10 protein-coding genes are annotated in these 14,966 nt (G+C 46.5%); 5 read left to right on the plus strand and 5 right to left on the minus strand.

Going from position 1 to position 14,966, the window contains the following annotated elements; translation table 11 throughout:
• Positions 1-312 precede the first annotated feature (312 nt).
• Positions 313-1,824 carry a DUF6798 domain-containing protein gene (locus RID53_RS28705; protein WP_446391346.1) on the minus strand — a complete coding sequence of 504 codons (1,512 nt, stop codon included), beginning with the start codon at positions 1,822-1,824 and terminating at the stop codon, positions 313-315.
• Between the two features lie 179 nt (positions 1,825-2,003).
• Between RID53_RS28705 and RID53_RS28710 the strand changes: the two genes are divergently transcribed.
• Positions 2,004-3,008 (plus strand): NAD-dependent epimerase, encoded by a 1,005-nt coding sequence (locus tag RID53_RS28710; RefSeq protein ID WP_446391347.1) that lies wholly within the window; start codon positions 2,004-2,006, stop codon positions 3,006-3,008.
• An 852-nt stretch (positions 3,009-3,860) separates the two neighbouring features.
• Here RID53_RS28710 and RID53_RS28715 read toward each other — a convergent pair.
• Positions 3,861-6,218: a GumC family protein gene (locus RID53_RS28715; protein ID WP_446391348.1), complete on the minus strand. Its 2,358-nt coding sequence runs from the start codon at positions 6,216-6,218 to the stop codon at positions 3,861-3,863.
• A 316-nt stretch (positions 6,219-6,534) separates the two neighbouring features.
• Positions 6,535-7,971: a polysaccharide biosynthesis/export family protein gene (locus RID53_RS28720; RefSeq protein WP_446391349.1), complete on the minus strand. Its 1,437-nt coding sequence runs from the start codon at positions 7,969-7,971 to the stop codon at positions 6,535-6,537.
• Positions 7,972-8,502: 531 nt separating this feature from the next.
• On the opposite strand from RID53_RS28720, the gene RID53_RS28725 reads away from it, so the two are divergent.
• A complete protein-coding gene (locus tag RID53_RS28725; RefSeq protein ID WP_446391374.1) occupies positions 8,503-9,423 on the plus strand; it encodes an Rpn family recombination-promoting nuclease/putative transposase in 921 nt (306 codons plus the stop codon).
• 253 nt (positions 9,424-9,676) lie between these two features.
• Here RID53_RS28725 and sfsA read toward each other — a convergent pair whose 3' ends face one another.
• Positions 9,677-10,417 carry a DNA/RNA nuclease SfsA gene (gene sfsA, locus RID53_RS28730; protein ID WP_446391375.1) on the minus strand — a complete coding sequence of 247 codons (741 nt, stop codon included), beginning with the start codon at positions 10,415-10,417 and terminating at the stop codon, positions 9,677-9,679.
• Positions 10,418-11,038: 621 nt separating this feature from the next.
• On the opposite strand from sfsA, the gene RID53_RS28735 reads away from it, so the two are divergent.
• Positions 11,039-11,266, plus strand: coding sequence for a hypothetical protein (locus RID53_RS28735; protein WP_446391350.1), 228 nt, complete (start codon positions 11,039-11,041; stop codon positions 11,264-11,266).
• A 146-nt stretch (positions 11,267-11,412) separates the two neighbouring features.
• Entirely contained in the window at positions 11,413-12,810 is a 1,398-nt protein-coding gene (locus tag RID53_RS28740) for an aminopeptidase P family protein (protein WP_446391376.1), read from the plus strand.
• Between the two features lie 234 nt (positions 12,811-13,044).
• On the opposite strand, the gene RID53_RS28745 is transcribed toward RID53_RS28740, so the two are convergent.
• Entirely contained in the window at positions 13,045-13,533 is a 489-nt protein-coding gene (locus RID53_RS28745) for a hypothetical protein (RefSeq protein WP_446391351.1), read from the minus strand.
• Between the two features lie 30 nt (positions 13,534-13,563).
• Here RID53_RS28745 and RID53_RS28750 point away from each other — a divergent pair, with 30 nt between their 5' ends.
• Complete coding sequence (locus tag RID53_RS28750; protein WP_446391352.1) at positions 13,564-14,790, plus strand: methionine gamma-lyase family protein; 1,227 nt, start codon at positions 13,564-13,566, stop codon at positions 14,788-14,790.
• The last annotated feature ends 176 nt before the right edge of the window (positions 14,791-14,966 follow it).

Below are 14,966 nucleotides of genomic sequence, written 5' to 3' on the forward strand. Positions count from 1 at the left end.
CTATTTTCTGCCACATTTGGCATACCCCATCAATTCTATTGATATCAATTGAACTGTAGGGGCGACCCGCTGCAAAAATGAACACAATTCACCCATAAACCTTATCGGGTCGCCCTGCATCAGTTATCAGAAAAACCAAGGAAAATCGACATGAACCATTGCCTAAAATTAAACCGTTATAGCCTTACAAAGGCAGGTTAAGACATTCTGTACTATTGCCTATTGCCTATTCCCTATCTGAAGACCTAGCATAGAGAATATAGCGCGAATTTTGATACGCGATCGCAAAATCTAGATGGTGAGTGGTACTTGTCAGCAGATAATCAGCGTCATCTTATTCATCAAAGCCTGGGCTTGGTCAGTCGTTAAGCTGTTATACCCCGCAATCAGCGCCTGCTCCATCTTACTGAATGTGACTCGTTCACCTGGTTGGGGCCAAGGGTTGAGAGTACCACTCAAGTCAGTAAGACGTTCATACCAGTCCAGCACTCCCACCTTGGTTGGGGGGATAAACTTAAATTTGGCGACAGTGGGGCGTTCTGCTACCCAAGTAAAAGGGGTAAGTTCTGCGGGGGGTGTAACAATCAGCGCATCATCCGGTGTGTTAGTGCGAATCCAATCACTTATAGCTTTGCCTTCCGGCTCTATCTCCTGTTGTTCACTGGGAAACTCAGATGGTGCAACTAAAGCTTGGTGAAATTGTACAGCCTGAACAGTACAAGCCCCACTCAATAGCACAATACAAACAAATAACAAAATGGGTCGTGCTTTACCGATAAAGCTTTGCTCCAGGGCGCAGGCAAACAGCAGACAAGTAGTTAGGGGGAGCATCACATCCCCCAGCCGAAACGGGTAATATTGTAAGAACGTACCCTGAGCATCAAACGGCGCGATCGCAAGTCCTAAGCCAAAGGGTATCAACGTCAGCAGTGTGAACTCTGCCAGCCCCATCCGCACCGCATGTTCCTCAGACTGTCGCTTGCGCCAAAGTATTCCCACACTCAGCGCCAACACTAGTAAGTAAACAACAGGTTTTATCCACCACTGTGAAGACCAATCAAGAGGATTTAGGTGGTGAGGAGAACGGATAAATACGTAAACATAGGACGGTTCTACAGCGCCTCTGGGACTAGGAGTCCATAAATGTTCCACAACCGTGTAAATCGATAGCGCGCTAGCTATTAGGTAAATCCCTACAACCGAACCCAGATACCGGATATTCCCAAAATGGCGGCGACGTCTGAGTAGCAACCATCCTCCTATCACCAAAAACGCCCACCCCCCGACAAGAGTGTGAAATGATGTGGCTAGCCCTAGCAAGAGTGCCATCACGCGATAGCGACCCGTTAACATTAGCCCAATCGCGAACAGCAATAGACCATAAGCTACAACTTTCGGTTCAATTCCTCCCACCAACCATTCACGGGCAACTATACCTTGACGGTAATCTACATACAGAAACAAACCAACCGCTAGCAGCAGCAAGGGCAAACTCAACCCCAGCTTTCGACCCAGAAAGACTAACCCTGAAGCCATCAAGGTGTAACACAACAGTCGTCCGATTAAAGACGTGGCTAAAAACCCCCAAGCCGCTGCCATTGAGCCAAACAACGCCAGGAATGGTATCCGATAACCCGGGGGCTGATTGAGATACCAGTCTCCGGGAATCCAAGTTGGTTCAGCATACTGTCTCGCAAAGGGTAAGATATCTACCTCGTTGTTGATACCCATATTGCCATCCAGCAGAAACCCCAAACTGAGAAATGCAGTTACTACCACAATTTGAACGCTGACTTTCTTCCAGTGGGTTTGGTTGTGCTCCACTGCATTGGTTGGAATGGAGTGGTTAGATATCATATTGTTGGTCATTTGCGTGATACTTCCCAGAATTTAAACATTAATCGTTGCCGAGTATAGTATTGTCAGCGTATCGCGAATAACTTTCCCATTGGACGAGGTATATCAGTCTAACCAATCCCGACGTTTACAAGAGGAATTCAAGTGTGGTCAATGTTTTAGTTACAGGTGCAGCCGGCTTCATCGGATACCACCTCAGTCAACGGTTACTTGCCCAGGGTGATACCGTGATTGGACTGGATAACCTGAATGCTTACTATGATGTCTCCCTCAAACAAGCCCGACTCAAGCAACTGGAGAACCAACCGGGGTTTCGCTTTTATAAACTCGACCTAGCCGATAGAGAGGGGATTGCCCAAGTATTTGCCCAAGAATCTTTCGAGTGTGTTGTCCATCTGGCGGCGCAGGCGGGGGTTCGCTATTCCCTGAAAAATCCCTACGCTTATGTGGATAGTAACCTGGTGGGTTTCACCAATATCCTGGAAGGGTGTCGCCATTCCGATATTAAGCATCTGGTGTTTGCTTCATCGAGTTCGGTGTACGGCGCGAATACGAAAGTGCCGTTTTCAGTACAGGATAATGTCGATTCTCCGGTTAGCCTTTATGCGGCTACCAAGAAAGCCAATGAATTAATGGCTCATGCCTATAGTCATTTGTACAACATCCCGACAACAGGCTTGCGCTTCTTCACTGTCTACGGTTCGTGGTATCGTCCCGATATGGCACTCTTTCTATTTACCAAAGCTATCCTCGCTGAACAGCCGATTAATGTGTTTAATTATGGTCGGATGCAACGGGATTTTACCTACGTTGATGATGTTGTCGAGGGTGTGGTGCGAGTCATGGGTAAGATTCCGCCGCCGGAAGCATCAGGAAACGCTTCGCCTGGTTCGAGAAGTTCTGCACCTTACAAACTCTACAACATTGGCAATAATCAACCGATTGAATTGCTACAACTCATCGAAACCCTAGAACAATGTTTGGGCAAAACGGCGGTGAAAAATATGCTACCTATGCAACCGGGAGATGTGCCAATTACTTATGCGGATGTGGATGATTTGATGCAAGATGTGGGATTTAGACCGAATACGCCGATTGAAGTGGGTGTGGAACGTTTTGTTCAGTGGTATCGGTCTTATTACAATATTTAGGGGCTGTTGAATAAGAGGCAACAAGGAACAGGCAACAGGCAGCGGTTTCACCCCCCAGTAATCACGAAGATTCTGCGATTAGCGAGAGCGCTTTGTTTTTATATCAAGTCCGTCTAAACAATGTTCCAGATGTAGACTGTTACGTTTGGAACAATCGGGGCGGGTTTAGCCGTATTTGGATGAGGGAATAAACGATAGTGTCAAACCCACCCCTACACAGACCTTAATTTTCACGGGATCTGGAAAACCTCTCTCCAAACCTCTCTCCGAACCTCTCCCTAGCCCTCTCCTACAAGGAGAGGGAAGCGGAATATATTTTTTTATTTGGAGAGGCTTTGAATTCTCCCCCTTCCGTGCCAAAAAAGCAAAGCATCCTTTGTCATCCCCCATGCAAAAAAAAGTGAAACATCTTTTGTCCTCCCCCCTCGCAGGGGAGAACCGAGGCGGGTTGGGAAGGGGGCTGGGGGGTTAGACTGAAGTTCCCCCCATACAGATGTACTGCACCCAGGCTAAAGCCTTATACCGTAATGGTTTGAACGCTCAACCCCCTCCAAAATCGTACCCATGTAGCCCTTGCAAAAATACCGCGATACGTTCCTTCGGAACAGGCTCCGCCAACGCGGTATTTTTGCAATATGAAAAGAGATCGGCTGAAACCAACGCCACATCAGGGTTTCAGCGATTGTACCCATGTAGGGCGGCTAAAAAATCGCGGAAAGCCGCACGGTGAGGCAGTTTTGATTTTTTGGTTGGGGGAACTTCAGGTTAGATCTGATATAGATTTTTCTAGATGGCGTGAAAAGTCAGACACAGACGCCATTCCTGACGAACGCAGTGAACGTTAAACCTTTTTCATTGGTTATCCTTCTGGTTTTCGTCATCCGGCTGGATGTTTTCTTCCATCCGTTTCATCAAGAGCTGTTTGGCTTTGAGAATATCGGATTCGGTTCCATAGTGATTGTGATAGTAATAGTAAGATCGGGTGGTATACCCTTTAACGCCGTTGGCAACCACTCCTAACACGGTAGCGTTAGAAATTCTCATACTATCTAGGGCTTGCATTAATGCCGAGCGATCGCTCTTACCCAAGCCCACTACCATCATCACACCATCAGCGTGAGCCGCCAAGAGACGACCATCTGCTAGTCCTAATACAGGTGGTGTATCGTAAATCACTAGGTCAAAAACCGCATGAAATTGTTCCATCAAATGTTGCATCTTCTTGGAACACAGCAGCCGACTGGGATCAGGGGGGACTTGTCCGGCGGTGAGAACATACAACCGATCCCACATCGGTAGGCGTTGGATTGCTTGTTTCGCCGTTAATCCAGTGGCAATGACGTTACTTAAGCCCACTTGGTTGTCTAGGTTTAAATAGTGATGAACTTGAGGGCGTCGTAAGTCCGCATCCACCAGCAACACTCGTTGACCCATGGCGGCGGCGGCTTGGGCGAGGTGGACGGAAACAGTAGATTTTCCTTCTGAGGGGGTAGCTGAACTAATAATAATGGAGTGAACGGGGGTATCGCTACCCAGAAACCGAATATTCGTCTGTAGCGAACGGAATGATTCTAAGAAGGGAGAAGCATTGTAGCTGCGGGATGAGCGGCGAGATTTTTCACCATTGGCGGAAGGGGAAGCTGATGCCACCTGGGTTAAGTTTGCCGTAGACATCATCTGTTGTTTGAGTTGTTTTTGGTAGGGGATAATGCCCAGTAGGGGAAGTTTGGTTAAGTCTTTAAGTTCATCGGGAGAATGGAAGACATTATCCAACCGTTCGATCAGCAACGCCACGCCCATGCCTAACAATAATCCCGCGATCGCACCTAATGTGATATTGCGCTGGGTATTGGGCCACACGGGGATTTCTGGAACTTGCGGTTTGACGATAATCTGCCAGGGTAAGGCTTTCTGGGCGGCTTCAATTTCCAGATTTTCCCGCACCGCCAGAAAGCGATTTAAGCTATCGGTGGCGACTTGGAGTTCTCGCTGTAAGTCTGTGTAGCGGCGGGCGATGACGGGAATTTGTTTGACCTGGAGGTTGAGCATTTGAGCCGATCGCGCGATCGCACTTTGTTTGACTTGCAAGACTTGCAGTTGATTAGTCGCTTGCACCAGTTGCTGGGTCAAGTTTGTGCGAATCGAATTGGGGGAAGCACTGGAAACCCCAGCCTCGGTCAGGCTTGCGCCCAATACGTTTTGGGATTCTTGGTTGAGTAAGGGTAAGAGATTATCCCGTTTCTGGCGCAAGGCTTGCATCGTGGGACTTTGTGGCGTAAACCGCGCCGATTCGAGGGCGATCTGGGATTCAAGTTCCGCGAGTTGGTTGAGTAACTGTTGGTAGCGAGGGGCTTCACTGAGGGTTACAGTAGCAATGGCTTGCTGAGGTGATAATCCCAACTGTTGTAAGAGCGTGTTATAAAGCGATCGCGTTTCTTGATACTCAACCTGAGTTTGCAACTGCTGCTGTTCGATCGCACTCACCCGTTCGGATAACTCTTGGGCTTGGATTTCCGGGTCGAGGAGGTTATGCTGTTGGCGAAAGGCTTGCAATTGTCCTTGCAGTTTATTCACGCGATCGCGCAGCACAGGTAATTGGTCATCCACAAACTGAATTCCCTGTTTCAGGTTCAGTTGTCGCTCTTGCAGGGAGTAGCGTAGATAGCCTCTAGCAACTTCATGTAAAACCCGCCGTACTCTTTCCGGCTCAGTATCCCGATAACGCCCTTCCAGAATCTTGGTGTCCCCCAGTCGGCTGACAATTAGCTGACTCATTAAGGACTCGTAACCGACCTCAGGATAATGCTTATGGATCTCTTGGACAATAGCCTCCATTAGCTGAGGACTGCGTAACACCTGAATCTGGGTATCATAATCCAGTGTGGAATTCCGTCCATCACCGCCACCCACCACGTCTGTGAGTTTGTCTAAGTCTCCTTCCTCCGTTACGGGTTCGACCAACAGTTGAAACTTGCTCTCATACTTCGGTGTCTGATTCAACGTCCAAAAACTGATCCCCGAGGTCACTGCGATCGCGACTCCAGCAATCACTAACGCCCGACGCCGAATCACGTTGACCAACTGTCGCAATGTCCATTCATCCGGTTCAGGTTCCGGAGGTGGAGTCCGGTAAACCATCGGTGGTGAATACTGTGGCTGTTTCCCGTTGCCGTTGGGTGATAATGGTTGTTGAATCTGACCGATCTCCATCTTCCCCCTACTCCTTCTGCGTGGATTGAGCGCGTTCGTCAAAAAATCATTTTACCTTGTTTAATTGTGTATCAGGTTGGCTCAAAATCGTCACGAATACCGCTGAAATTTACAAATTTGATCGGAGTAGGGAATCAGCCATCAACAATCAACCCTTGATTCCCTCTCTCTCCTACAATACTGATAATACTGATTCAGGCATCAAATTATCGACTGAAATTCCTCAAAAACGGTAACACAAGCGACAATATCCCTCTTTTCTGTAGAGACGTTGCATGCAACGTCTCTACTAACGGCTATTACGCCAGCCGACGCTCTAGAATCCAAAAAATCTAAACACAGAGAACACGCTGCCAATAGGACTGACAATTGTACCCAAGGTATCCGTGACTCGGGTCAAACCGGAACGTCTGACGATAATCACATCATTGGGGCGCAATGGCGGATTGCTTTCATCGTTAACATCGGCAGTAAAATCCACCTCGATTTCCCGTTTTTTAACAGTACCATTGGGTTGGAGACGAACCAACTCCACAGAACTCTTACGGGCGCGGCGATTATCAAATCCGCCAGATGCGAGCAAGGCTTGATTTAAGGGAGCGTTAGCAGGGATGGATACTGTACCTGGTTTCTCGACTTCTCCCACTACATTGACATTGATAATTGCCGCCGAGAAGCTAGCTGATGCTAATTCCGTCGCTTCTAAAGCAGTCAGGGTTTCGGCTTCAGGAACTCGAATCGTGTCTCCCTGTTGTAAAATCACATCTTCGGAAAGATTCCCTTCTTGTAGGAGTTCCCAAAGATTGACGACGATCACTTGCTCAGTACCATCTCTGGTGGTGCGTCGCACTTCAACGTTGCGAATATCGGCAGATTGAGTAATACCTCCCGCCACTTGAATTGCTTGAGTTACCGTTGGTGGTTCTGTATTATTACCACCGCCGCTACCCGCCTGATCAGCCGTAGCCGCTCCCGATGTAGCGGCTGTTACCGTATAAGGACCCGGACGCACCACTTCCCCGACGACGGCAACTTTAATTGGCTTAACCGCCTCTGGCGAAAAACTCGCGGTTGCCAGTTGACGGCTTTCTAGGGGGTCAATTCCGGTAGTGGTAGGGATAAAGATTTCATCACCATCTCTCAACGTCACGTCTTGGGATAGATTGCTATTTTGTAATAAGTCCCAGAGATTAACCGTATAAGTTTGTCGGGTATCTGAATTCGTCAGACGGCGGATTTGCACATTTCGCACATCAGCCGAGCGACTAATTCCACCAGCAAGCTGAACCACTTGAGTCACGGTGGGAAATTGTTGCCCTTCGTTCAGGGTGACGCTGTAGGAACCTGGACGATTGACTTCCCCGGCGACGGCAATTTTTAGGGGGCGAGCATCAATCAGGGTGAGGGTAACTAGAGGGCGTCTGACATAGGGAGCGTATCGCTGAGAAATCCGTTCACTAGCCGCATTAATGGTTAATCCTTCCACAGGGATACTGCCAGCAACGGGTAAGTTGAGGGTACCATCGACTAAAACCTGGTAGTCTCCACTGTATTCGGGAACATCAAAGATGGTTACGCCCACGCGATCGCCTGATCCGAGGGTATAGGGTAAATCTGGTGGTGGATTCGTAACCGTCGTTGGTTCTATGGGTGAAAATGTCGGGACTTGCGCCATTCCCGGAAGCGGTGCGGTTACGGCAAAAAAGGCGAATAGGGTTAAACCTGCCACAGATGGCGTTAAATGCTTGCTCAAGTTGATCCTCCCGATCCCCATGGTGCGAAAATTGTCAATGGGTCTTTTAATTCTCAGTTTAGTCATATTTATTACAGATGTCTTGGCTCATGCGTGATCAGCTCACATTACCGTTGAAGCCAATGGGGACGAAAAAGTTCATTTTGCCAAACCGTTAAACTCTCAAGACCTGAATCAGAATTCCCTGCTGAATCAGATGGTCAATATGCTGTTTAACTTGACCCCCAATGCTGTGATATCCAGGGTTTCGGCGATCCCCAAAGGCTTATTTCAGTGCCATGGTTTGAGGGGCTTTACACAACGTAACATCATTCCGTTTAATTTTGCCAACCCAGCGATATTCCTGTCAATGTTAGGGAGAAGGCTCGTCTCAACTATGATCAATATATAGACTCGTTTCGAGAATACCTGTCGGTGTAATTGGAACCGTCTGTTCCAGCAACGTAATCGACTACGTCTTCCCAAAAAGCCAATTATGCTAAACAAATATTTTTATATTTTTAATATTTTAATTTTTGATAAATTATGACCATGAAATTTATTAGTCCAAAAACTGATTTTGCCTTCAAAAAAATATTTGGCTCGAAGGACAGCAAAGATATCTTGATTAGCTTTTTAAACGCTTTAATCTATAATGCCAATCCAGTGATTCAGGATTTAGAAATTATTGACCCGTATAATCCTGGGGATGTTGTCGATTTAAAAGACAGCTATCTGGATGTTAGAGCTGTACTGGATAATGGATCAACGGTGTTGATTGAGATGCAAGTGCTTAACGTGGCGTCCTTTGAAAAGCGGGTCATTTATAACTTGACGAAAACCTATGCTAACCAATTAAACTATGGGGAAGGATACTCCCATCTTAAACCCGCGATCGCCTTAACGATAACGGATTTCCAGCTCTTTGACCAGACTCAGCGGTTCCTGACTCGTTTTGGCTTAAAGGAAAAACAGGAATTATTTGACTATACCGATCCGGAAATCGAACTAATTTTTGTCGAATTAACCAAATTCAATAAAAAGCTTGAGCAGTTAGACAATTTAACCGATAAATGGATTTACTTTATTAAAGACGCTCCCAGCTTGGAAGTCATTCCACTCACGTTTAGACAGGTTCCCGAACTCGAGAAAGCCATGAATATTGCTAACCAAGCGAATTTAAGTGTAGAGGAATTAGAAAAAATACGTAAGCGAGAGGTATTCCTTGAAGATCAACGGGGATTTATTGTTAAGGCAAAGCAGGAGGGACGAGTAGAAGGACGAGTAGAAGAAGGAATCCGATGGACATTACGTTTACTGGAGCGTCAGTTTGGGTCAATTCCGCCAGCAATCATTAATCAGATTCAAAACTTGTCTGTTGAAGAATTAGAAAGTCTAGGTGATGCTATTTTAGATTTTAACGATTTAGAGGAATTATCGGTTTGGTTACAAGACAATACAAAGGGCAGGTAAATAAGAGCAGTATACCGATCCAGCAATCGAGAAAGCCATGAATATCGCTAACCGCTAATTTATCGGGATGATCGGGATTATCGAGGTTGTAGGGGCGAGTCGCTGCATATCGTAGGCGGCGTGAGAATTCAGGTATCTCGACTCGCCCTCATCTGATGTATGCGGTGTCAGATAATTATGAGCCCTTGCAGGGGGCGACCCGATAAAATTATTTATGCTTAACTAATGGCGTAGGCGGGTAATTCTCTAATCCCTAATCAACAACAAACTCAGCTAATCCTAAATAGCGAATCCCTTGGGGAGTAATCTCAAAACGACAGGGTAATACCTCAAGTCCCTGGAGAACCGCTTCTCGCAAAAGTTTTCCGTAAACAGGATCAGTACTATCACCCGGACTAAAGCGATCGCAGTCCCCCCGATTGATAAAATAAAGCATGATTGCCTTGGCTTGGGGGAGTAACTGCTGGAGTTCTTGTAGGTGCTTTTGTCCGCGTGTGGTTACGGTGTCGGGAAATAAGGCTAAGGTTCCCTGCGCCCAAGTCGTATTTTTCACTTCCAAATAAATGGGAGGCGCTTCATTCTCCCCCGTCAGTAAAAAATCGACCCGACTTTTCCGATTTGCGCCATAAACCACTTCGGGGCGAATTTGGCTGTAGCGATTGGCTAATTCCGGAATCAGCCTTTGTTCCAGGATGATCTTCATCACCCGATTGGGTAGGGCAGTATTAATCCCCACCCAAGTTGGTTGGGTGTCATTGACTTGGATCATCTCCCAGGTGTAGGCTAATTTGCGCTTAGGGTTATCACTACGGGAGACCTGAACTAAACTTCCAGGGGTGGAAACCCCTGTCATTGGACCCGTATTCGGACAGTGGGCGACAATGGTTTCCCCGGATGTAAGCTCAATATCGGCAAAAAACCGCTTGTAGCGTCTGAGTAGCGTCCCCGTCTCTAGTGTCGGGTAACTGTAAATCCAATCGGAGCGATCGTCCATTAATTTTGGGGAATTGTTCACATTACTTAACTAATATATTAAAATGACTTAATATACAGTAACATTCAATGGACTCAACATGGCTAACTCAGACCAACGGAAACAGCGGATCATGGAACACATAAAGCGCTCGATCACCATTCCTCAGCGAGGCTTTTCGATGAATTCCGATTCTAGAAAACAACAGATTATGGATCATATCAAAATGACACGAGGTTAGGATCAATTGTGATCGATTGAAATCAGCCAGTCTGTCAGGGATAGTTCTGGTTCCCCTTCTCCCCTCCGAAAGAGAAGAGGTTACAAGTAAGTTAGGTACACAGACAGATCCCCGACTTCTCCCAGAAGTCGGGGATCTTGCTTGAGGCTGTACCTCATCGACCTGAAATCTGCTGTAAATATGTGGCAGCGTAAGTCTTGAACAGAGCTAAATTCACTCAATCAATTACGCTTTGATTCAAATAGATTTTTCGATTTTAAAATAAAAATAAGTTAACCTAAACACAAGAGATCAACGAAACTTTTTGAGTCTTTTTGGCGTCCCTTAAAACGAAATGGATGACTAAAATTCAAGGCTGACTCATGTTTTCAGGAAAACCCAACACGAGAAAACCCCTTTGGATGTCTCTCGCTTCATTAAGCTTACTGCTGATGATGGGTAGTTTAACGATGACCTCCTGCGGACTGGTAAAACCTATCAGTGAAACCACGCCACAAGAAGAAAATCAGTCAACTGAGAACGATTCAGTCATAGATGCTGATCAAGACGCCGCCGAAGAAAAAACGGAGGCAGAAAAACGGTATGAAGCGGAAGGGATAGACACCACTGCTGATGATGATCCTGAATAATCTTAGATGCGAATTTTACTTATATACACCAACAGTTTTGACTCATAGGATAAAAAAGTAGCAGGCTCTCACCTCCAAGTTACAGGTTGGACGTCTAAGATATAACAGTTTTGTTATCATACAGTGATGGGTTAACACCACTGTTAATGGAAAGTCAGCCAAACTACGATAGCCTAGCTACAATCCTGCGAGATCGCCGAGTTCGTCTCGCCCAGCTTATTGATTTTCCCGTCATTCTCTGGGCGGGACAATCTTGTCCACGCAACTTCCCGGCAAATCCGTTTCCATTTCGCGCCAGTAGTCATTTTCTCTACTTTGCCGGTTTACCGTTGGAAGGTGCTGCTATTTATCTCAACAATGGCAGGTTGGAACTGTTTCTGGATGAACCCTCGCCAGCCAGTACCCTTTGGCATGGCGAAATGCCCAAACGAGAGGAGATTGCCCAACAAATTGGTGCTGATGCGGCATTTCCATTATCAGAATTAGCCTCACGCACAGCCGATGCTGCAACGTTGGCGGTGCAAGATATCGCCACTTATCAGCAGCAAGGACAACTGTTAAATCGATGCGTCAACCGGGCTAACGCCCCCGAAGGAATTGACCGAGACTTAGCCAAAGCGATTGTATCCTTGCGCCTGTGCCACGACGCGGAGGCATTATCCGAGTTACGCCAAGCCGCCGCTGTGACGGTAGCTGCCCATAAAGCGGGAATGCAGGCAATCGGGGGTAGAGATGTGGCAACAGAATGCCTCTACGAAGCCACAATCCGGGGGGCGATGGAAGGGATGATTCTTGCCCACAACATGAGTTGTGCGTATGGCAGTATTGTCACCGTTCACGGTGAAGTGTTGCACAATGAACAGTATCACCACCCTTTACAACCTGGAGATTTACTGTTGGCAGATGTGGGGGCGGAAACGGAGAGGGGATGGGCAGCTGATGTGACTCGTACTTTCCCTGTAACGGGAACGTTTTCTTCGACGCAACGCGATATTTACGATACTGTTTTAGCCGCCCATAACGCTTGTATTGAGAAAATTCATCCCGGTGTCGAATATCGCGACATTCATCTGTTAGCCGCCGCCACCCTGACTCAAGGATTAGTGGATTTGGGGATTCTGCGGGGACAGGTATCGGATTTAGTGGAACGAGATGCTCATGCTTTATTTTTTCCTCATGGCGTTGGGCATTTGCTGGGCTTAGATGTGCATGATCTGGAAGATTTAGGCGATTTAGCCGGATATGCAGAGGGTCGAGTCAGGAGCGATCGCTTTGGTTTAGGATTTCTGCGATTGGATCGACCATTACAACCGGGAATGCTAGTGACGATTGAACCGGGATTCTATCAAGTTCCAGCTATTTTAAACGATCCAGAACGACGCGCCAAGTATCAAGATGTGGTTAATTGGAATCGTTTAGCTGAGTTTGCTGATGTGCGTGGGATTCGGATTGAAAATGATGTTTTAGTCACTCCGGAGGGTAGTGAAGTTCTCACCGCCGCTTTACCAACTGAGGCAGATGCGATTGAAGATTTGGTTCTATAGGTGGAGAATTTTAAAGTTAATGGTGGGGATCGTCATTTGTCATAAGCTGTTCGGCATTTAAACCTTAATGTCAATAATGGTGAAATCCTTGCCGTAGTGCGTTTAGCGAAGCCATGCCGCAGGCTTTGCATCTTGCTCGCTACATTGAGCATCTTTGCTGTTGGCTTTTGCATTTGTCCACTGTAAGTTCCACAACTCAAATTAAAACGCTATATGTACGGATTTGAGGAATATTTACAGTAGAATTTGGACAACAATTGTCCCTGAATTACTATCGACTATTTCCTCCACTCCTGAATCAAGAACTTGAATCAAGGATAAGTCGCTATCAACTGTTCCTTTTAGATAAATATCTCCGGGTAACTCACCGCCAATATCAATTGAACCGATAAAGTCTTGAGTCATCGTATTAAAGTTAAACTGAAAATACTTGCCCGTTGATACACCATCGTTAATATTATCGTAAGTTTTGATCGGGTGATTCGATGGATCAGCAAAAGAAACGGTCAAGCTTTCTAAGGCTTGAGTTGTACCCACTCCTTTTTCTGATAGTATAGCAGGAGCCGTTTTTTCATCATAATTGAAGGTTCCTGTCGCCGAATAGCCCTGATTGCCTTGCCAAGTAAAATTAACCGTCATTGCTTCAGCGGGAGCGATGCTAGTCAGGAGGAGGCTTAAGGTTAAACTGGTTACGATAACCAGTTGGACAAAAATACGTTGCATTTTATGGATTTGATCTAAAAAAACAATTCTATGGTAATCAACAGTTCAGAACAGCTTCAAGACGCTGTTAAAGCACTCCGCCCAATTTTTGAAGAGATTGACATCAACGTCAAGCAAAATCTGAAAAAAGTCCTGACGGCTTTTCGTAATTATCGCGTTGGGGTGCATCACTTTGCTGGAGTGAGTGGTTATGGTCATGATGATTTAGGTCGGCAAACCTTAGACCAAGTATTTGCAGAAGTTATGGGTGCTGAAGCAGCAGCCGTGCGAGTTCAATTGGTTTCTGGAACTCATGCGATCGCCTGTTGCTTGTTTGGGGTGTTGCGTCCTGGTGACGAGATGGTATCTGTGGTGGGTGCGCCTTACGATACCTTGGAAGAAGTGATTGGTGTTCGGGGTCAAGGTCAAGGATCATTACAGGAGTTTGGTATTGATTATCGTCAGTTAGAATTAACCGCTGATGGAACCATTGATTGGCAGGCGTTAAAAACAGCAATTGGACAACGGACGCGCCTCGTCTTAATTCAGCGGTCTTGTGGTTATTCTTGGCGTCCTAGTCTCTCTATAGCGGATATCGAAAAAATTGTCCAATGCGTTAAACAGCAAAACCCGAATACAATTTGTTTTGTCGATAACTGTTACGGCGAGTTTATTGAAGACAAAGAACCTCCAGCCGTTGGTGTGGATTTAGTAGCGGGATCGTTGATTAAAAATCCGGGTGGCACAATTGTCACTGCTGGGGGATATATTGCCGGAAAAGCCGAGTTAGTCGAAGCCGCAACCTGTCGCTTAACCGCCCCCGGAATTGGCAGTTCGGGTGGGGCGACATTTGAACAGAATCGGTTATTATTTCAAGGACTTTTTCTCGCCCCGCAAATGGTGGGAGAGGCAATTAAGGGAACGCATTTAACCGCTTATATCTTTGATCAGTTAGGCTATCCCGTCAATCCTCAACCCATGGCACCTCGCCGGGATGTTATTCAGGCAATTCAGTTAGGTTCACCGGAGAAATTAATCGCCTTTTGTCGGGCGATTCAGCAATATTCTCCCATTGGTTCCTATCTCGATCCTGTACCTGCCCAAATGCCGGGATATGAGAGTCAGTTAGTTATGGCGGGAGGCACATTTATTGATGGGAGTACCTCGGAGTTTTCTGCTGATGGACCGCTGCGAGATCCTTATATTGTATTTTGTCAAGGGGGAACCCATTGGACTCATGTCGCGATCGCACTGGAAGCGGCGATAGAAGCAATATAGGGTGGGAGAATTCGTCAACTTGGACGCCAGGAAATAAATTTCTTATCTTTAAGCTCAAGTAAGAATGGAGCTTACTGGATAAAACTTTGAACGGAGCATCCCAATTTGGCGCGTTGGCTCTTTGAATGGGGCTGAAACCATTGCAATTGCGTTACTTTAGGTAATGCTTTGTCCAA

The organism is Coleofasciculus sp. B1-GNL1-01 (genome assembly GCF_040220235.1).
In the GTDB taxonomy this organism is placed as follows: Bacteria; Cyanobacteriota; Cyanobacteriia; order Cyanobacteriales; family Coleofasciculaceae; genus Coleofasciculus.

Bases quoted from the DNA above. Each gene is read 5' to 3' on its own strand.
- RID53_RS28740 (WP_446391376.1), top strand. From the start codon at position 11,413: ATGGAAAGTCAGCCAAACTACGATAGCCTAGCTACAATCCTGCGAGAT.
- sfsA (WP_446391375.1), bottom strand. From the start codon at position 10,417: ATGGACGATCGCTCCGATTGGATTTACAGTTACCCGACACTAGAGACG.
- RID53_RS28735 (WP_446391350.1), top strand. From the start codon at position 11,039: ATGTCTCTCGCTTCATTAAGCTTACTGCTGATGATGGGTAGTTTAACG.
- RID53_RS28745 (WP_446391351.1), bottom strand. From the start codon at position 13,533: ATGCAACGTATTTTTGTCCAACTGGTTATCGTAACCAGTTTAACCTTA.
- RID53_RS28750 (WP_446391352.1), top strand. From the start codon at position 13,564: ATGGTAATCAACAGTTCAGAACAGCTTCAAGACGCTGTTAAAGCACTC.
- RID53_RS28725 (WP_446391374.1), top strand. From the start codon at position 8,503: ATGAAATTTATTAGTCCAAAAACTGATTTTGCCTTCAAAAAAATATTT.
- RID53_RS28715 (WP_446391348.1), bottom strand. From the start codon at position 6,218: ATGGAGATCGGTCAGATTCAACAACCATTATCACCCAACGGCAACGGG.